Source organism: Anabaena sp. 54 (genome assembly GCF_017355725.1).
Lineage (GTDB): Bacteria > Cyanobacteriota > Cyanobacteriia > Cyanobacteriales > Nostocaceae > Dolichospermum > Dolichospermum heterosporum.
This window is the reverse complement of the sequence record NZ_JAAVWA010000002.1, coordinates 137,322-156,761: the sequence shown is the minus strand read 5'-3', so window position 1 is coordinate 156,761 and position 19,440 is coordinate 137,322. Positions and strand designations below refer to the sequence as shown.

20 protein-coding genes are annotated in these 19,440 nt (G+C 35.2%); 9 read left to right on the top strand and 11 right to left on the bottom strand.

Annotation, left to right across the window (positions count from 1 at the left end):
- Positions 1 to 219 precede the first annotated feature (219 nt).
- From HEQ36_RS03235 to sufR, 7 genes are all read right to left on the bottom strand, one after another.
- Positions 220 to 480 carry a hypothetical protein gene (locus tag HEQ36_RS03235; RefSeq protein WP_015080923.1) on the bottom strand — a complete coding sequence of 87 codons (261 nt, stop codon included), beginning with the start codon at positions 478 to 480 and terminating at the stop codon, positions 220 to 222.
- Between the two features lie 135 nt (positions 481 to 615).
- Positions 616 to 1,263 (bottom strand): Uma2 family endonuclease, encoded by a 648-nt coding sequence (locus HEQ36_RS03230; RefSeq protein ID WP_205748650.1) that lies wholly within the window; start codon positions 1,261 to 1,263, stop codon positions 616 to 618.
- A 209-nt stretch (positions 1,264 to 1,472) separates the two neighbouring features.
- Positions 1,473 to 2,360: an IS982 family transposase gene (locus HEQ36_RS03225; RefSeq protein WP_168634808.1), complete on the bottom strand. Its 888-nt coding sequence runs from the start codon at positions 2,358 to 2,360 to the stop codon at positions 1,473 to 1,475.
- A 327-nt stretch (positions 2,361 to 2,687) separates the two neighbouring features.
- Positions 2,688 to 5,510 (bottom strand): CHAT domain-containing protein, encoded by a 2,823-nt coding sequence (locus HEQ36_RS03220; RefSeq protein WP_168637224.1) that lies wholly within the window; start codon positions 5,508 to 5,510, stop codon positions 2,688 to 2,690.
- 27 nt (positions 5,511 to 5,537) lie between these two features.
- Complete coding sequence (locus tag HEQ36_RS03215) at positions 5,538 to 6,005, bottom strand: hypothetical protein (protein WP_168637223.1); 468 nt, start codon at positions 6,003 to 6,005, stop codon at positions 5,538 to 5,540.
- 49 nt (positions 6,006 to 6,054) lie between these two features.
- Positions 6,055 to 6,750: a hypothetical protein gene (locus tag HEQ36_RS03210; RefSeq protein ID WP_168637222.1), complete on the bottom strand. Its 696-nt coding sequence runs from the start codon at positions 6,748 to 6,750 to the stop codon at positions 6,055 to 6,057.
- Positions 6,751 to 6,917: 167 nt separating this feature from the next.
- On the bottom strand, positions 6,918 to 7,589 hold the full coding sequence (sufR, locus tag HEQ36_RS03205) for an iron-sulfur cluster biosynthesis transcriptional regulator SufR (protein ID WP_168637221.1): 672 nt from the start codon (positions 7,587 to 7,589) through the stop codon (positions 6,918 to 6,920).
- Positions 7,590 to 7,827: 238 nt separating this feature from the next.
- On the opposite strand from sufR, the gene sufB reads away from it, so the two are divergent.
- From sufB to HEQ36_RS03180, 5 genes are all read left to right on the top strand, one after another.
- The gene (gene sufB / locus HEQ36_RS03200) at positions 7,828 to 9,267 is read left to right on the top strand and encodes a Fe-S cluster assembly protein SufB (RefSeq protein WP_027401841.1); all 1,440 of its coding nucleotides are present in this window, start codon (positions 7,828 to 7,830) and stop codon (positions 9,265 to 9,267) included.
- Positions 9,268 to 9,318: 51 nt separating this feature from the next.
- Positions 9,319 to 10,104, top strand: coding sequence for a Fe-S cluster assembly ATPase SufC (gene sufC / locus HEQ36_RS03195; protein WP_053538252.1), 786 nt, complete (start codon positions 9,319 to 9,321; stop codon positions 10,102 to 10,104).
- Positions 10,104 to 11,453 (top strand): Fe-S cluster assembly protein SufD, encoded by a 1,350-nt coding sequence (sufD, locus tag HEQ36_RS03190; protein ID WP_168637220.1) that lies wholly within the window; start codon positions 10,104 to 10,106, stop codon positions 11,451 to 11,453. Before sufC ends, sufD begins: the two co-directional genes overlap by 1 nt.
- Positions 11,454 to 11,638: 185 nt before the next feature.
- Positions 11,639 to 12,904: a cysteine desulfurase gene (locus tag HEQ36_RS03185; protein WP_168637219.1), complete on the top strand. Its 1,266-nt coding sequence runs from the start codon at positions 11,639 to 11,641 to the stop codon at positions 12,902 to 12,904.
- A 357-nt stretch (positions 12,905 to 13,261) separates the two neighbouring features.
- Positions 13,262 to 13,726, top strand: coding sequence for a GNAT family N-acetyltransferase (locus tag HEQ36_RS03180; RefSeq protein WP_053538255.1), 465 nt, complete (start codon positions 13,262 to 13,264; stop codon positions 13,724 to 13,726).
- On the opposite strand, the gene HEQ36_RS03175 is transcribed toward HEQ36_RS03180, so the two are convergent.
- Together HEQ36_RS03175 and HEQ36_RS03170 are read right to left on the bottom strand one after the other, a co-directional pair.
- Complete coding sequence (locus HEQ36_RS03175) at positions 13,692 to 14,600, bottom strand: sensor histidine kinase KdpD (RefSeq protein ID WP_053538256.1); 909 nt, start codon at positions 14,598 to 14,600, stop codon at positions 13,692 to 13,694. The genes HEQ36_RS03180 and HEQ36_RS03175 overlap by 35 nt on opposite strands.
- A complete protein-coding gene (locus HEQ36_RS03170) occupies positions 14,590 to 15,174 on the bottom strand; it encodes an L-threonylcarbamoyladenylate synthase (RefSeq protein WP_053541195.1) in 585 nt (194 codons plus the stop codon). Before HEQ36_RS03170 ends, HEQ36_RS03175 begins: the two co-directional genes overlap by 11 nt.
- Positions 15,175 to 15,256: 82 nt before the next feature.
- On the opposite strand from HEQ36_RS03170, the gene HEQ36_RS03165 reads away from it, so the two are divergent.
- The 4 genes from HEQ36_RS03165 to HEQ36_RS03150 are packed head-to-tail and all read left to right on the top strand — an operon-like array spanning position 15,257 to position 16,653.
- On the top strand, positions 15,257 to 15,574 hold the full coding sequence (locus HEQ36_RS03165; protein ID WP_027401848.1) for a hypothetical protein: 318 nt from the start codon (positions 15,257 to 15,259) through the stop codon (positions 15,572 to 15,574).
- Positions 15,571 to 15,933 carry an aspartyl protease gene (locus HEQ36_RS03160; RefSeq protein ID WP_168637218.1) on the top strand — a complete coding sequence of 121 codons (363 nt, stop codon included), beginning with the start codon at positions 15,571 to 15,573 and terminating at the stop codon, positions 15,931 to 15,933. The genes HEQ36_RS03165 and HEQ36_RS03160 overlap by 4 nt, the downstream gene beginning before the upstream one ends.
- A 43-nt stretch (positions 15,934 to 15,976) precedes the next feature.
- Positions 15,977 to 16,294 carry a hypothetical protein gene (locus HEQ36_RS03155; protein ID WP_039204224.1) on the top strand — a complete coding sequence of 106 codons (318 nt, stop codon included), beginning with the start codon at positions 15,977 to 15,979 and terminating at the stop codon, positions 16,292 to 16,294.
- Complete coding sequence (locus HEQ36_RS03150; RefSeq protein WP_168637217.1) at positions 16,291 to 16,653, top strand: aspartyl protease; 363 nt, start codon at positions 16,291 to 16,293, stop codon at positions 16,651 to 16,653. Before HEQ36_RS03155 ends, HEQ36_RS03150 begins: the two co-directional genes overlap by 4 nt.
- Positions 16,654 to 16,830: 177 nt before the next feature.
- Here the strand turns inward: HEQ36_RS03150 and HEQ36_RS03145 are convergent, their stop codons facing one another.
- Together HEQ36_RS03145 and HEQ36_RS03140 are read right to left on the bottom strand one after the other, a co-directional pair.
- Entirely contained in the window at positions 16,831 to 17,925 is a 1,095-nt protein-coding gene (locus tag HEQ36_RS03145; protein ID WP_168637216.1) for a reverse transcriptase domain-containing protein, read from the bottom strand.
- A 394-nt stretch (positions 17,926 to 18,319) separates the two neighbouring features.
- Positions 18,320 to 19,387 (bottom strand): ATP-binding protein, encoded by a 1,068-nt coding sequence (locus HEQ36_RS03140; protein ID WP_168637215.1) that lies wholly within the window; start codon positions 19,385 to 19,387, stop codon positions 18,320 to 18,322.
- Positions 19,388 to 19,440: the final 53 nt, after the last annotated feature.

The following is a 19,440-nucleotide window of genomic DNA, read 5'->3' as shown; positions in this document are numbered from 1 at the left end:
AAATTAGTTGATACACGCAGTAATAGTTATTTACTTGTTAGTAAGGTTTAATTTTGCTCTCTAAAACATCGCTGTCTACCAAACACGCGATTTCTTATGGTATTTATTACAAGATAGTTCTTCCTTATCGGAACCATCATAGCAAATTTTAAATCAATTGTCAACCCCCAATACTTTATATTGGCGTTGAACAGTGAAAAGATTACTGCAAAACACAACTTACCACTTCAAAAACGCTTCCTCAATCCCTTTTTCTCTTCTAATTTTGGCATCAATCTCAAACCAGGTAATAATTTGCTTTGTCGTCAATTCCTCAATAGAAACATCATATTCCTGAGCAATATGTTGTAAAATCCGCAAAGAAGAAATTGTCAATCTACTTAAAAACTTTTCAGGAGAAGATAACAAAGCCGCGTCAACTTGAGCGGATTCTTCTGAAGATAAAAATTGGGTTGATGATTGATTAGGTGAGATATCCATAAAAATTCAAAATTCTGTTTAATTGCCTTTCTACCATTAAATCAAATTATTGTAACATCTGAGCAATAAAAGCCCAGCAATAAGTAACTCAACCTTAAAAAACATAATACCCAGATCCCCGACTTCTTAATTTAATCAGGAAATTTGTGTTTTTAACCAACTCCGAAAATTCTTAATCATTGACACCTCACCCACTTGTAAACTAGAAGCTAAAAACTGAGGGATTTCTGTATTTAAAGGTAAATTCGCAAAGGTTGGTGAACCATTGCAAGGAATATATTTATCCTCAGATAAACTATAAATTTGCATCACAGGTTCATCATAACGCCAAACTTCAGGAACACCTAAAGCTAAATAAATCGGTAATTTATCAATAGAAGAACTAGCATAATCAACTTCTATGACTAAATCAGGTGGAGGATCTTGAGTTAAATCTAAACTGGTTTTATTTCTCATGATTGGTTCATTTTGAATATAGAAACTGGAATCAGGTTCTACACCTCTAGCTAAATCTTCTCTTTTGCAAGTTAATGAACCAGTGCTTTTGACATTGAGATTTAATTCTTCAACTAAAGTATCAATTATTTTTTCTATCAATCTTTTATTATGTTCATGGGGCATTAATGGAGTCATAATTTCTAAGATTCCCTGATTATAAGTAAATCTGTTATGGCGATCATCACCTGTTTCTAATAAAATTCGTTCAAATGTCTGCCAGGAAATATGATGGAGAATGACGCTATTGGTGTGAGTGTCGCTGTGAGTAGGTGCTAGAGTTACCATAAAAATTCACCTCGCAGTTTTAATTATTCTATTATATCACTATCATCACCTGAGTTCGATGTAAATAAAAAGTCTAAAAGTACGTAACAGCAACAGTTCTGTCAATAAGTATTGGTTATTGAGAATTAAAGCCCACGCCAAAAAGTTCTCAAAAAATTAATTTTTTGAAATGTATTTACTATTAGGTAATATTGATATTTAATTGGTAATTAAGCTAATAAAACTGGTAAGGTTTCAATTTCATTTTCATCAAATCTTAAAGAAGGTTTTTTAGGTTGCCAAGTATAAGCTATTATTGCAGCAACAACATTAACCATGAAATTAGTAACACTTCGATGTCGAGAATGAGCAAGTTGTGAAATATTTTTGAGTTGGTCATTAACAGTTTCAATTAAAGAGCGTTTTCGGAGCATTAATTTCTCCTCCAGGGACAAGAGCTTATTCCGCATATTTTTCTTGAAAGGAGTGATTAATTTGAGTCCATTAGACCAAAGTTCAAGCCAGAGTTTTTGAGAAATATATCCTTTGTCTCCAAATATTTTCCCAAATAAGTTCTTAGTCAAAGTGGGAACAGGTTTTCGGTCATCTGTATTTCCAGGAGTAATTTGAAACGCAAGTAACTCTCCTTGATCATTAATAATCAAATGAAGTTTAAACCCAAAATACCAACAAATAGAACTTTTCCCCCAGCCAGCTAAATCTTTAAAGACCTTATTTGTCTTGGCTCTTTTAGAATGACAAATGGGAATAGAGGTACTATCAATAAAACTTATACCTGTATTGAGTCCTTTTCGTGTATTCAGATAATACATCAAGGGAATTAAAGCATTTGGCATTAATTCAACAAATCTTTGATAACTCACTAAATTGGGAAATTCACCTTGGCAATATTTGAAGATATGTTTCAGGTAATAATCTTTAAAATTGCGGTAACTAGAGCGATGAAAATACACAATTATTGTCATAATTTCACTTAGACATAATCGGCTGGGTCTAATTCTTTTTTTTATTTGGGATGGGATAAGTTGAGCTTGAAATATTGGCTCAAAATAGGTACAAAAATCATCAATTTCACAGAAAATAGTTTCTAATTCCATGAGTTATAATCATTAATTTTCTTTAATTAAACCTCTTCTATTGTCCCTAATCTGAGGTACTTTGAGTTTGTATTCAAATAGTATTCGTAATATAAATTTAGATTTTGTTATGAAAATTTACTTAAATCTAGGCTGGTTTCCTATTAATTCTCAATAATTAAGGCTTATTGAGAATATAGGCTCTTTCCAGAAAAGCCTCTAACCCTTTTGAATACTCATTTTTAGCTGGTTTTCTTACATCGAACTCAGGTATCATCAATTTCAATTAGAGGAAATGATTGATCAAAGGGAGTTGATAACAAAAGGTTGTCAATTTTTAACTTGATATTATTGTAATCCCTGAGCAATAAAAGCCGACCAATAACGGGGATGTGCAAAGGGAAATTCTCCTTTTGATTTTTGGATGTTATTAATTGCTATTGATATTTTTGCATATTTTTGATGTTGGCGATCGCACTCTAAATACTCTACTGAATCTTGTGGATAGTGTTTTTTCTGATTTTTAGCTTGTTTACGCTCATTTTTAGCTACTTGAGATATTTCTTTTAAACCTGCTCTGCTTAATTCCCGAAGTTTAATTTGTGCTGCTTTTAATGCTTCTGGACGATTTTTACCATCTTGTCTTTGTTGATAATAAAAAACAGAAAATAGCGCAGTTGCTAAATCATTCACTTGCCATAAAGAACTAATTACACTTATCGCACCAGCACATAAAAAACCTGTCGCAAGTGTGAGTAAATTATCAGTTATATCTGGGTTATCTAAATTTGTCTCACAACAAGAAAGAAAGACTTCTAAAAGATTGGTTAAACGCCAACCAGGAGACATTAATTGACCTAGAGTAATACTACCATCGCCTAAATTTAACTGAGATTCTAAAGGATTATATAAACAAGATATAGCATGGTGACAGCAGTGGAGAGTTTGCACATTTTCAGCTAATTTTCGGAAATTTTTAACGGTAGCTTGACTACTACCTATTAATCTTTTCTCTGATGGAATATTATACATTTTAGCAATTTCTTCCTCTTCACATCTAGAACAAGGTATAGAAAGTCGAGGCTTATTATCTAAGGTATCTGCAACTGTACCATATTGGAAATCCTCAGAATCTAAATTTAAGTATTTCTTCTTGTGGTTTTGATGACAAAAATCTAAAATTTGACAACTAGGAGTATAACGAATCAAAAATCTATCTACTAAATATTCTTGATATTCTCCTGTAGGTAAAGCAGCAAAAGGTATTTGATGTAATAATAAATGAGGTTCTATAATTAATTCTTCTATGTCTTGAAGATATTGATTAATAATTTTTGATAGTTGTAATCTCTCAGCAAGTTCATGGAGAAAATGTTCCATGTCATTTTCCCATTTTTCAGGATGATGGATATAGTTTAATGACCAATTTTGTGCAATCCAGTTTTGTAATGTTTCTAAACCTTCTCCTATACAGGTAAGCAGATCAATTTCCTTTTGGGTAATGATAAAAATATGGGTATCAGAGTTGGTAGTGTAGAAACTGAGAATAGCAGTTTTGGGATTATCAATTAATTGCTGAACTTCTGATAAACTCAGAGGTTTAACTTGAATTTCACCTGCTAAAATGGGATCTTCTCTTCTGAGTTGTTCCCAAATTTCTTGTTTTGCAGTTTCTAATGATGCGATTTTTTCATTATATACTTGCCAAATGGCACGGGTTTCACTGCGATTATTTTCTGATTTATTATTTTGGCGTTCTATATCAATTTGTTGTTGTAATTCTTCGTATTTTTGTAATAATTCTTGGACTTTTGGGGGTATATTTTCACTTTGGGAAAGGTGAGAACTTGCCATTAAGTCTACCAAACGTTTGGAACGAGATCGTTCAGAGTATTCAAAGGCTTTATCTATTTGTCCAGCATTGATACAAGCTTGTACTATCTTGTGATAAATACTAATGTATGTTTCTAAAATTTCCTGACGGCGTGATTCAGTAGTTGACCATGTGCGGTTTTGTTCTACCGCATCAACAGCTTTAGCATATCCATAGATGGCTTCTTCCCACCATTTCGTTGTAAATGCAATATTACCTAAATCGCATCCACATTCGAGACAATCTTTAGGTAAAGTAGTGTGTGTATAAATTTCTAGCGATAAGCGGAAACAATCAACTGCTTTATCAATCTGTCCTTGTTCATAGTAAGTGAGAGCTAAACTATGTTGAGCCATTGCCCAATCTTGTGGTGTTGATTCACGAGTATAAACTTTTAAAGATTCATTCAAATGATAAAGTGATAGGTCTAAATTTTTTTCCCGTTCCCCTTCCAGAAGCTCACGGTAAGCATTGCCAAGATTGTTTTGTAAACCAGCCCAATCTTCAAGGAATTTTTCATAAGTATGTTCTTGTAAAGCCGCATTATAACAGCAGATTGCCTTCTTTAAATTTTCTGTTGGATCTCCTTGTATCCGTACACGATAGGCAGCACCTAAATTAGTTAGAACCATTGCCCAATCTTCTGGGTAAATATTTCGTAAATAAACCTGTAAAGCATTTTTACAACATAAAATTGCTAGTTCCAAATATTCTTCCTTATTAAAATTCACCCATTTAGCATAATCAGAATAAGCAGTTGCTAAACTATTTTGGATGTCAGCCCAAATTTCTAGAAAACCTTCATGATAGTAAAATTGTGAAGCATTTTCAAATGACTCAATTGCCTTCTCTAGATTTTGTACCCAATCACCACCGCTTATCCGATCACAGTAAGCATTACCCAAATAATATTCTATTTCAGCCCTTATTTCAGGAAATGAATCCTGATTAAAAACTGGGAGTGCGATTTCATAACCAACAATAGCAATTTCAATATATATAGATTTTTTTACGGGTTCAATTTCTATAATGTCTTGTATTATTTTGCAGAAGTTATAGATATCTAAAGCTCTTTCATAAGCTTTATCTTTTTCTGGTTTTGACAGGGTTTCTGTTGCCCAATCTCTGAATATAGATGGAAAATTATGATCTATTTTTTCTAAATTCTCCTCTATAAGTTTTATAGTTATATCAAATTTATTCTCTCTAATTGACCATAAGACTTTAGGCAAAAAATCTAAATAATCTCTGCGCTTTAATTTACCTTGTTTTTGTTTCTTTCCAAATCCCTTAGCCATATTTACTGCACCTTGATTAAATAAAAATTACCCCAAAATTTCCCTCAACTTCTCCATCAAATCTTCCGCTAACTCCAACAACTCAACCTCATCAACATCACTATTACTAGAACCGCGACTACTTCCAGAAACCACAACATTACCAACTAAAAAATCCTTAGCTGCAAAAATCCGATCTTTCTCCGTTAATTGACTCAAACAATATTCCAAACCACCAATAATTTCATCATGAGATTTATTCTGTAAACGTTTTCTTACCTCCACCGCAACCACATCATCACTTTCTAAGAAAGTAGTAAGTTTCTCAATATAACCCGGTTCATCGTCATCATCACCCCAAGTTTCTAACCAATCACCATCTATATCTTCAAAATATAAATCAGCCGCTTCTAACCCATATTTCATAATATCATCTTCTAATTGACGGGCTGATTCTAAATGCTGTAAAAATTGTTCTAGTCTTTTTTGACGTTCAGTAATTTCTTGGTTAATCATAATTACCTCTGTGAGAATTTTTGCTATACATAATCAAACTAACCAAACACTATAAATTTATTTTTTGATAAATACCATTATTCAGATTATTACTCTTATCTAGTGCTAAATTAACTATTTGATTGATAAAATCACTTTCACCAGGATTAAAACTTAAAAATAATCCTCTTGCTATTCCCCAAGAAATCAAAGTATTTTCCCAATCATCAGATTTTGCTTGTGTAAATTCTTGAGATTGGCTAGTTAGTTGAATACAAAGGGGTTGTTCTTGAATACTACTAACTATTATATCACTTGCCATAGATAAGTCTATAATATAGCGTTGTAAGGCTTGACCACCATTCCGTTTAATCACATCAGCAATCAAATTAATTAATTTTTCATCCTCCTGATTAAACTCACCAGACATTAATTTTTTTCTCCAAATATGAAATTTGGGGTCATTTTTACTTAACCATCTAGGAAACAATTCACCATACCAGTATCTTTCAGGAGGTGTCATTAATTCATAAACGTCTTGTCTTTCTGCTTCAGAAGTTAAACGTTTTATATCAAGTCTAATTTCTGTATCTCGAATAAATTGTTGTAAAAACAAAAGAACGAAACGTTTAGACATTAATGTACCAGGTTTAACATCTTTAATCCAGTTATTAATCTGATTTAACCTAATTGCTAAACTGGGATCTATGGTTGATGCTTCCTCAATTAATAATTTGAGTTGTTCCTTAATCTGTTGTGGATGCAAAATATATAGCTGAAAAATAATAAAAATCTTTATTTAGTTTAGATATTGTTAATGGTTTTGTAAAGTAACAATTTATTTAGTTAACATAAGTACATTTTAACGTAATTAAGCCATTATCCCGGAAATTGATTTCCGGGTGGGTATAGAAGCACACAAATAACCCCCACCTAACTTTTTTCCACCAAATAACCACAACGATGTTCACCATGAATTAACCAGTGAGTCCGTTCCACAGTACAATCTGGTAAAATAGCCGCAAACATCTCCAATTCATGACCACAAACACTGGGAAAAGATTCCGCAACATCAGAAATAGCGCAGGTATGTTCCACAAAAATGAATCTTTCCGCACCACTAGCATCTGATTCCACAGCGTGAAACTCCGCCATAAAACCTTCAGCTTTTCGCAATTCTATCAAATTGGCGACCCGTTCCTGCAAAGAACCATTACCCACCCGTTCATGATATTCTTGGGCTTTACGTTCCCACTGTTTCCGTAAAATAGACTTTACTTGGTCACGTCCCACAGTTTCCGCTAAGGTATCCAAGAGAGAAACCGCAAACTCACCATAACCATCACCTAAGCGGTTAGCACTTTTTTGCAAATGTGATCTTCCCCCCCGACTCAAATGATAAACGTGCTGGGGTCTGCCCATACTCGGCTGTTCTGATACCGAATATAGAACTAACTCCTCCGTCTCTAAATCCTTTAAATGACGGCGAATCGCTTGGGGACTCACATCCAAAAAGTTAGCCAATTCAACAGCCGTTGCTTGTGAGTGTTTCAATAGATACTCTAGGATATCCTGCTTAGTTGAGGTCTGCTGGGTAGTCGCCATCTTCTCTACTAGACGCTTCGCAAACGTCCCAAAATAAAAAACTTTTTTTTCTGAAAATTTAACTTAAACAACATTGTTGTTGTTAATCTATCGTACAATGAAAATAGATTAAACAACAGCCGAATTGTTTTAGTCGTTAAACCTATTCTAGCAGTCCTGTTAGGAATTGGTAACAGAAAACGGGAATTAGCTTTGTGCAGCCCGTCGCCCGTCCTTTAAAGAGAACATAAGAGAAACGATGAGCGCATCCGTCACCACCTTAGTCAACCAACCTTACAAGTACGGCTTTGTTACCGATATTGAAGCCGATACTATTCCTCGTGGGTTAAGCGAAGATGTTGTCCGCCTAATTTCCGCCAAAAAGAATGAGCCGGAATTTATGCTGGAATATCGTCTCCGAGCATATCATCAATGGCTGAAAATGACAGAACCAACTTGGTCTCATGTCCAATATCCGCCTATTAATTATCAGGATATTATTTATTATTCCGCACCGAAACAAAAGAAAGCCAAACTCAACAGTTTAGACGAAGTTGATCCGACTTTATTGGAAACCTTTGCAAAATTAGGTATTCCTTTAAATGAACAAAAGCGATTAAGTAACGTTGCTGTTGATGCGATTTTCGATAGTGTTTCTGTTGCGACTACATATAAAGAAAAACTTGCCAAAGATGGCGTAATTTTCTGTTCTTTTTCGGAAGCTTTACAAGAACACCCAGAACTGATTAAAAAATATTTGGGTAGCGTTGTTCCCATTGCTGATAATTATTTTGCAGCTTTAAATGCGGCTGTGTTTAGTGATGGTTCTTTTGTTTATATTCCCAAAGGCTTAAAATGTCCAATGGAATTGTCTACATATTTCCGCATTAATACCGGAGATACAGGACAATTTGAACGGACTTTAATTGTCGCCGAAGAAGGAAGTTATGTTTCTTATTTAGAAGGTTGTACAGCCCCCATGTACGACAGCAACCAATTACACGCGGCGGTTGTAGAATTGGTGGCTTTAGATAATGCGGAAATTAAATATTCTACTGTGCAGAACTGGTACGCTGGTGATGTTAATGGGAAAGGCGGAATTTACAACTTTGTGACGAAACGTGGTTTATGTCAAGGTGTCAATTCTAAGATCTCTTGGACTCAAGTAGAAACAGGTTCTGCTATTACTTGGAAATATCCTAGTTGTGTTTTGATTGGTGATAATTCTGTGGGTGAATTTTACTCGGTTGCATTAACAAATAATATGCAGCAAGCTGATACTGGAAGTAAGATGATTCACGTGGGGAAAAATACCCGCAGTACAATTATTTCTAAAGGTATTTCTGCTGGTAAATCTAGCAATAGTTACCGGGGTTTGGTGAAGATTAATCCCACTGCTAAGGGTGCGAGAAATTATTCTCAATGTGATTCGATGTTAATTGGTGATAATGCTCAAGCTAATACTTTTCCTTATATTCAAGTTCAGAATAATACGGGTAAGGTTGAACATGAGGCTTCTACTTCTAAAATTGGTGAAGATCAATTATTCTTTTTTGCTCAACGGGGTATTTCTTCGGAAGATGCTATTTCGATGATGATTAGCGGTTTCTGTAAGGATGTTTTTAATCAGCTTCCTATGGAGTTTGCTGTTGAGGCTGATAAGTTGTTGAGTCTGAAACTAGAGGGTAGTGTGGGTTAAGAAAACGAACCACAGAGGCACAGAGTACGCAGAGAAAGAGAGGAAGAGAAGATGATTGTTGAGAATAGTGATTTGATTTTGTCGGTTAAGGATTTGACGGCTGATGTTGATGGAACTCAGATTTTGAAGGGGTTGAATTTGGAGGTTCGCGCTGGGGAAGTTCACGCGATTATGGGTCCAAATGGTTCTGGGAAGAGTACGTTTTCTAAGGTGTTAGCGGGACATCCAGCTTATACTGTTACTGGTGGTGAGGTGATTTTCCAGGGACAAAATCTTTTGGATATGGAAGCCGCAGACAGGGCTAGGAGTGGTGTGTTTTTAGCTTTTCAATATCCTCTGGAAATTCCTGGTGTGAGTAATTTGGATTTTTTACGGGTGGCTTATAATTCTCGTCGGAAGGCTCAAGGTTTAGAAGAGGTTGACGCTTTCGATTTTGATGATTTGGTTGAGGAAAAGTTGGATGTTGTGAAGATGAATTCTTCTTTTCTGAACCGCAGTGTGAATGAGGGTTTCTCCGGTGGGGAAAAGAAGCGGAATGAAATTCTGCAAATGGCAATTTTAGAACCAAAGTTAGCGATTTTGGATGAAACTGATTCTGGTTTGGATATTGATGCTCTGAAAATTGTCGCTAATGGTGTTAATCAGTTAACTAATGCTGAAAATGCGACGATTATGATTACTCACTATCAGCGTCTTTTAGATTATATTGTCCCTGATTTTGTTCACGTTATGGCGCAGGGACAAATTATTAGAAGTGGTGGTAAGGAGTTGGCTCTTGAGTTGGAATCTCGCGGTTATGATTGGGTTCTAGAAGAAGCTTTGGGAGTGGGTGTGTAATGTCTATTCCAATTAATGTAGAGACGTTTCATGAAACGTCTCTACAACAAAATCTATTAGATAGAGATGCTTTTTTAAGTGGTTTATTAAGTCGGGTAACTACCAAAAAATCAGATGGTTGGTTACAGGATTTGCGCGACGGTGCTGTTAATTGGGTGCGTCATTCTGTTATCCCCAATACCCGCGAGGAAGAATGGCGATTTACTGATTTATCACCTCTCAAACAGGTAACATTCAATAATAATGTAGAGACGTTCCATGGAACGTCTCTACAATCCATGATTTTACCTGAAGTTTCTCAGCGGTTAGTTTTTGTAAATGGTGTTTATGCACCTGATTTATCTAATACTGAAGATTTACCTGCTGGTTTGAAAGTTGGTAATTTGGATGTTTTACCTGGTGAAGTTGTTCAGGAATATTTAGCGCAAGCTGAAGGTGCTAAAGAAGTTTTTACGGCTTTAAATACTGCGGCTCTAAATGATGTCGCGGTGGTATGGGTTGCTAAAAATGTGGTTGTGGAAACTCCTATTCATTTACTTTTTGTTTCTGTTTCTGGTGAGTCTCCAACTATTTCCCAACCTCGTGTTTTAGTGGTAGCTGAAAGTAATTCTCAGGTGGGTTTGATTGAGGAATATACGAACCACAGAGACACGGAGAACACAGAGAAGGAAGTCTATTTTACTAATGGGGTAACGGAAATCTGGGTAAATGAAAATGCTCAGGTGAGTCATAATAGGGTTGTGCGGGAAGGTGCAGCGGCTTTTCATGTTGGGAAAACTGCTGTTACTCAGGCGCGATATAGTCGTTATAATTGTAATGCGGTGACGGTTGGGGGGAAAATCTCTCGTCACAATTTGGAGATTTTGCAAACTGGTGAACAAACGGAAACGACGCTGAATGGTTTGACTGTGATTGCTGATAATCAATTGGCTGATACTCACAGTGCTTTGTCTTTAAATCATCCACATGGTGTGAGCAAACAGTTACATAAGTGCATCATAGGCGATCGCGCTCATGGTGTCTTCAATGGTAAAATATTTGTTCCTAAACTGGCGCAATTAACTAACGCATCTCAATTAAATCGCAATTTGCTATTATCATCTAAGTCCAGAATTGACACCAAACCTCAATTGGAAATCACTGCTGATAATGTTAAATGCGCTCATGGTGCTACTGTCAGTCAGTTGGAAGATGATCAAATATTCTACCTGCAAAGTCGCGGCATTGATGAAAATAATGCTCGCAAATTATTAGTTAATGGTTTCGCAATGGAAATTATTAACTTTATCCCTGTTCCTTCTTTGCGTGAGAGTTTGTTGAAAACTGTTACAAGTCTCACCAATAAATGATAAAACTTCGGGAACTCACCCCTAAAAAAGGTGAGTAAACCCCGCACCTACTAACACAAAAAGCTCTAAAACTTTCTTTCTCTGTGTCCTCTGTGCCTCTGTGGTTCGTTCTTCTTAAATTCTGCAATACTCCTAAATTCTAGTTATTATTCTGAACATCTAAACTCCTGAACTTCTTCTTCAACATGACCATCACTTCTACCAAATCTCTCGCTGATAAAGTTCGTTCTGACTTCCCCATTTTACATCAGGAAGTCCACGGTAAACCCCTGGTTTATCTCGATAATGCAGCTACTTCTCAAAAGCCTTTGTTCGTGTTAAATGCTTGGCGTGATTATTATGAACAATATAATTCTAATGTTCATCGTGGCGCACATTTTCTCAGTGGAAAAGCTACTGATGCTTATGAGGGTGCGCGTGATAAAATTGCTAAATTCATTAATGCTAAATCACGCCAAGAAATTGTTTACACCCGCAATGCAACTGAAGCCATTAACCTAGTCGCTTACAGTTGGGGAATGAACAATTTACAGCCAGGAGATGAAATAATTTTCTCGGTTATGGAACACCATAGTAATATTGTTCCTTGGCAATTTGTGGCTCAAAAAACAGGCGCGGTTTTGAAGTTTGTCGAATTAACACCGGCAGAAACTTTTGATTTGGAACAGTTTAAAAACTTGATTTCTGACAAAACAAAACTAGTGTCTATCGTGCATATTTCTAATACTTTGGGTTGCATAAATCCAGTTAAAGAAATAGCCGAAATTGCTCACAAATATGGTGCGAAATTCTTACTTGATGCTTGTCAAAGTGTCCCCCATACTCCCATTGATGTTCAATCACTTGACTGTGATTGGTTGGTGGCTTCTGGACATAAAATGTGCGCTCCCACTGGCATTGGTTTCTTATATGGTAAGCTGGAATTACTAGAAGCAATGCCGCCATTTTTCGGTGGTGGTGAGATGATTGCAGAGGTATTTTTAGACCATTCCACCTATGCAGAATTACCCCATAAATTTGAAGCGGGTACTCCGGCTATTGGGGAAGCGATCGCCCTTGGTGCAGCGATAGATTATCTTACTAATATTGGTATGGATAAAATCCATGCTTATGAAGCGGAATTAACTGCTTATTTGTTCGCGCAATTAGCACAAATACCCCAAATTAGAATCTACGGACCAAAACCCAATGCTGAAGGGGAAGGGAGAGCCGCATTAGCAGCTTTTACGGCAGAAGGTGTTCACGCTAATGATTTAGCAACATTGTTAGATCAAGAAGGTGTAGCAATTCGTTCTGGACATCATTGCACGCAACCATTACACCGTTACTTGAGTTTATCAGGAACTGCACGAGCAAGTTTATCTTTTTACAATACTCGTGAAGAAATTGATGTTTTCATCAAAGCATTGAAGGAGACTTTGGACTTTTTTGCTGGTGTGTTTGGCGATTGACACTCTCACTGTCTTTAGCCACTGAGATTCTTAGTTCAACGAGTCCACTTAACTTAAACCCCTTGCGGTATTTAAACCAGAGGTGGTTCTCTCCCCAAGCGTTAACTTTCCCTCAGCGGACAAGGTAGTTGCATCATCTCGTTCCCAGTCAGAGACTGGGAACGAGATGTGGTAGGGATTTGAGCTTAATTTGACACATATTAGCTTTTGCTTTACCCCTACCCGTAGAATCTTAGCAGTATTGTATTGAATCCTGACCTTAATTAAAATGTTGCATATACATATACAAAGTTAGTAATTTCTAGGAAAATATGCCATAACAGAAGCGAAGATACTCCGATCATTAGGTGTCTATAGATGAAATATTCTCAGATTCAATTTAGCCAAAGCCTTGCGGATATTGATCTTTTCCAACTCCAAGAACTGTTTAATCTGGCTGCTTTTTGGGCAAAAGGACGTAGTATTAAGGATTGGGGTATAGCTCTTGCTAACAGTGAACCTGTTATTTCTATCTGGGATAGGGAATTATTAATTGGTTTTGCTAGAGCCACCTCTGATGGCATCTATCGCGCTACAATTTGGGATGTTGTCATTCATCCAGATTATCAAGGTAACGGTTTGGGTAGCAAGTTGGTGGAAACGGTTTTAAGTCATCCCCGAATGCAGAAGGTAGAGCGTGTATACTTAATGACAACGCATCAACGGGAATTTTATGAAAAGATTGGTTTTCGAGTCAATAATACCACGACAATGGTTTTAAATAATCAATCTAATTTTGATGCTTTTGTCAGTGAGGAGATTTGTTTGCAAGAGTCCCTGTAGGTATGGATATTTGCAGTCTAGTTAACTGCGATGTTTCTTCCTGGTTGGTGGGAAAAGGCAAAATTTCTAATTTTCCTCCCATCAATTCTACCAAACGTTGATTGAGTGAAAGTTTCATTCCTGGTGACAAATCTATATTTTCTTGAGTTGTTTGAAGTTCTGATTTCATCAAATGCAGAGATTCATTTGTGATTACGGTATCAGTGGGTACGTCTAACCAAATATTGGCAAAATTACCTGGAGATTGTAAATTGCCAGAAAGATATATATTCCCTTCTTCCATGTTAGCAATTGTTGTATTTATCAAATTGATTAATACTTGTTTGAGCCAATGGTAATCTGTCAAAATCTGAATTTCTGGATCTGAGGGTGATAAAATAAAAGGATAATTGCGGTTAACGGCTAATAAATAAGTTAGTTCATAAACTTCCTGGAGAAATTCACTTAATTGAAAAGCCTGAATATCTAATTTATTTCTACCAGATTCAATTTTGGAAACATTGAGAATTTCATCAATTATTTTTAATAATTTCAGAGATTTTTCGTAAGCTTGTCCGATAAATTCTCGCTCTTCTTGGGGATTTTCACACAAATCTGCCAAAATCAGTTGATGTAAACCCATCATACTCCCTAAAGGCGATCGCAATTCATGACCAATCCTGGCTAAAAACCCCCCTTGAAATTGGCTCATTTCCCGCGCCTGATAGTAGGCTAATTGGGTTTGCTCTAATTCTGCCAAAAGTGGGTTTTCTGGCTGTTGTGGAGCATTTTCCACCGTAACAGATGCCGATTTGCTAGACTGAAGGAATAATTTACAAAAACCTATTCCTAATCCTATTCCTGCGCCTAAATATAGCCAGTTACTAAAATTCATAATTATCCAATTTAATACTACCTTGTCGTAAAATCTGCCAATTGTTCCCTGTCCATTTAGCAACGGTGGAAGGTATTCCCAAACCTTGGTATTCTGTTGATTCTAATGTTAAAACCTCTGGAAATTGAGCTTCTATAGCTGCTTTGGTTTCTAAAGCTGGTTGTCCTGATAAATTAGCGCTAGTTGTCGCCATTGGACCAGTTTGCGCCAAAATAATTTGAGCAACTGGATGATTTGGAACTCTAATCCCAATAGTAGTCGGTTCAAGAGGATTCATGACAGTGGGAATTTTGTCACTAGCTGGTAAAACTAAAGTTAAAGCACCTGGCCAATATTGATTAACAATTTTTTGCCAGATTTGATATTCTCTTTGGCTACCTTGAACATAATCCCATAAATCTTCAGCTTTGGCAGCCATTAAAATTAAAGGTTTATCAAAACTGCGTTGTTTCGCAGCATAAATTAATTCTGCTTGTACTGGTATGGTGGCTAATGCAGGGACGGTATCTGTAGGGAAACTGATGAGTTTTCCCGCTTTTGCAGCTTCTATCAGGACTGATAATGAAAGGTTCATAAAGATGGTTTTTCTGCTGGTGTTTTGAGTTAAGGATAATTTTTTTGATATTATTATCATAGTAGAAATGGGGTTTAAAAACATGACTCAACTAACACCAAAACAACCAGCAAGAAGAGGAAGAATTTTCCCTGAATTGACTTTATCACCGGAAGAATTGGCTAAACGTAAAGCAGAAGATGAACAATTTTATCAACGTTGTTGGGCAATTTTTCAAAGATTACTGCCTGAATTGATGAAAGAACATTATAACTCGTATATTGCTGTAGAACCAGATAGCGGTGATTATTTCATTGATCAGGATATGGAAGTCGCTAGTAAAAAATCACGGGAGAAACATCCTAATGTGATACATTTTCTATTTCGCATCAATGAAACAGGGGTAACAGGAAGAATATGATACAGGGTTATTTTGGTGATGAGGGGCAGCTTTTCTTTGAAATTGAATTAATTACTGCTGAAGGCTTAAATCTGCCTGTAGATGCTTTATTTAATACTGGATTCACAGGCTTTATGGCTATTAATAAACAAGATTTAGAAGGATTGAATTGGTCATTTATACGCAAGCAACGTTTACGCACTGCACAGGGAGAGTCAAGATTTGATATCTATTCAGGTAAAGTGATTTTGGATAATCAAGAGTATGAAATTCCTGTTTATGCTGGAGATGAATTAACGGAAATTTTATTGGGTTCAGCGTGGTTGGAGTTTTTGCCTTTGGTGGTGAATTTTCAAGCTGATATTTTGACTTTAGGATGATTTTTTTGATATTATTATCATAGTAGAAATGGGGTTTAAAAACATGACTCAACTAACACCAAAACAACCAGCAAGAAGAGGAAGGATTTTCCCGGAACTGACTTTATCACCGGAAGAATTGGCTAGACGTAAAGCTGAAAATGAGGCAGAGTATCAACGTTATCGAACAATTTTTGAGCGTGTACGTCCTGAGTTGATCAAAGAACATTATGGTTGGTATATTGCTATTGAGTTAAATAGTGGTGATTATTTAATTGATCAAGATAAAGAAATTGCACATCAAAAAGCCCGTGATAAATACCCAAATGCTGATCATTGCGTTTTTTGTTTGAATGAATCTGGAGCAACTGGGAGAATATGATAGAGGGTAAATTTGGTGAAAAAAAGCAGCTATTTTTTGAAATTGAGTTGGTTGCTAATGATGGTTTAAGTTTGCCTGTGGATGCTTTATTTGATAGTGGTTTCACAGGCTTTATGGCTATTAATACACAAGATTTAGATGGACTTAATTGGGATTATGTAGATAAAGAAATTCTGCGAACTGCTCAGGGTGAAATCACGTTTGAAAGATATTTGGGTAAGGTGATATTGGATAACCAAGAGTATGAAATTCCTGTTTATGCTGGAGATGAATTAACGGAAATTTTATTGGGTTCAGAGTGGTTGGAGTTTTTGCCTTTAGTGGTGAATTTTCAAGCTGGTGTTTTGACTTTGGGATGAATGATTTTGGGGAAATAAACCACGAAGCAACGAAGAGCGCGAAGGGAAGAAAGAAAAGAAGAGAGAAAAGAGTTATTTTTAATTTACTGATAAGTCGCGTAAGTAGTAAAAGCGATATTTTTTCCAATTTATACTAAAAAAGGTTGATAACTTGATCGAATTTTTAAATAAATTTCATTATTTCTCTATATTTTCTGCATTAGTTTCTTTACTTTTTAAATCGTTAAAAATTGTTAGTAGTTTTTGATATAAATTATCATCTTTACCTCTTACACTTCCTATGAATTCAATTTTTCCCCGCAAAGAGTCTAAAAAGTGCGGTATGTCCTTTTCTGGTAATATTGATTTTTTAGCATATTTTGATTTATAAATTTCCAATGCTTTTTCTAAACCGTATTTTTCCCAAGCATGAAAAGTCCCATAAATATTACGTATATATTTACGATTAACATTTACAGATTTATTATTTACTATTAAACCAGTAACTTCCTGTTTTTGAGTTTTATAAGCCAGTCTAACTTTTGCTTCATTTATCTCAAATCCATTTGTTTCTATAATTGAGCGTAATTCAGTTCCTAAAACTACTTTAGGTAATCCTTTCTTATAACAAGCAACCAATTCAGTTGGTAACTCTTCTCGTGTTATGGAAAATGTTATATCATCAGCATATCTCGTATAAAAGAAACCATATTTTTCTGCAAATCTCTGCAATTCACTATCCATTTTTGCACAAATAAGATTGGAAATAATTGGTGAAGTTCGCGCTCCTTGTGGCAACTTATTATCAAAACAGCAAATTTGAGCTAATATAGTGGCAACTTGATCATTTAATTCGTAAGGTTTTCCAATAAATACACCTCTAACTCTACCAAAGTTGATGGAATCAAAAAAATCTTTGATATCTAAATTGAGAATAAATTTCTTCTTGGTATGAGCTTTAGCATTACTAATTATACTTCTTTGAACAGCAAATCCATGAACAGAGGCTCTAGGACGATAAACAGCATATAAAACCTGACTTAATTTTCTCTGGATAATTGATAATGATTTATGAGGAGAATAAATAGTTCTAGAACCACCAGATTTTTTAGGAACTATAAAAGTTTTATATCGTGAATCTTCTGATTTTCTGTAAAGATAATAGTTTAAATCCCCAAAGGGAACTTCTAAGAGTCTAGCAACATCTCGTGGAGACTTTAATTCTTTAAATTTTTTGGATAGTTCTTCGCAACTATCATATAGCAAGATAGAGTGGGAAAGATTTTTACTCACAAATTATTACTAGTTTTATTAAAAAATTAAAATAATACCTGCTATGGACATTCACGCTTATTTATACAGTGGCAAATCACTGTAGCACGCTTGGTTTGCGTAAGGCTAACTTAAAAATACACCGTTGCAGTATCGTCAACGGAAATAAATGCCCATTAAGCAGGTATCCTTGATATCGTAACATAATCTATACAGTATTTCTACAAGTATTCCAAAAAAAGAGGGTTATGATTTTCTTAGAGGATGTTTGAAAAGTTTTTAATGTATAAATAAACCCCTCTCCAAACCTCTCCCCGCATCGGGGAGAGGCTTTGAAACTCCCATTCCCTCGTAGGGAAGGGGGGTTAGGTTTCTGGAGATTATCGGTTTCATCTAATACTTTTAAAACACCCTCTTAGTAAGTTTTATTAATTTCTATACCTCCCTGAAACATCTTGGAGTACGTTTTTTTCTTTTCATATTTCGCTGCTCTATAATTAGGAGCTTTTAATAAAGCGCAATTCAAAAAATAAAGAGACTCTTTGTATTTACCTAGTTCTCGCAGTGTAATACCTATTTGAGTTAGAATACTATAGTCATTTGGATTAATTTGTAATGCTTCTTGATAAGCTTGAATTGCTTCACTTGCTCTATCCGAAATAAAAAGTATTTTTCCTTGTATTTTTAAATAATCTTGATTAGTTTTATCTAGTGCTACAGCATCATTTATGATTGATAATGCTACTTCTAAATTACCAAGATTTTTATATGCAGACGCATAAGCAATTCGTGTTTTGGAACTACTCGGTTTTAAACTCAATATCTTATTATAAGTGTTACTCATCATCTCTACATCAGACAAATATTCCGCTATTTTAGCTTTTTCTTTTAAAAGATGAATATTCTCTGGTTCTTGCAAAAGTCTAGTATCAATTTTTTCCAATTCTTTTCTTAAATGCGTCTGTTCACGTATTTTAAACTCTTTTTTAATTTCTTCACCATCGAGTTTAAAACAGCTTGATTCTTTTTTGAGATAAATACTACCTCCTCCTGTTTTATACATCCAATATTCGCGTTCTGATGTTCTATATAGATCATCGTTTTCCACTTTTACAGTATGTAATTGTACAATATACAAATCTTTTATTAGTTTACCTTCTTCATTATAAACATCATGTATAGGAATCTTATAATAACTTGGAGCAATTTTGGGTTCTAAATTTCTGAGTTTATCAGTTATACCTTTTTTAAGTTCATCTATCTGACTTCTATTAAGAGTAATACCTACAATTTCTCCTGAATCATTTATACCTACATAAATATCCCCCTCAACTGAGGCATTGAGAAATCCTGTTATATATTGCTCTGCATAATCTACAATTTTCTTAATAGGTTTTTGAGACTCGATTGACTTAAATTCAACATATTCATCCTCTTCTCGATGGAAAATTTGTCCTTTAATAAATTTAATTTCCTGCATCATATAAAATACGGTTTGTTCTCTAAGTTACTATGTACTCCAAGTATTTTGTATCA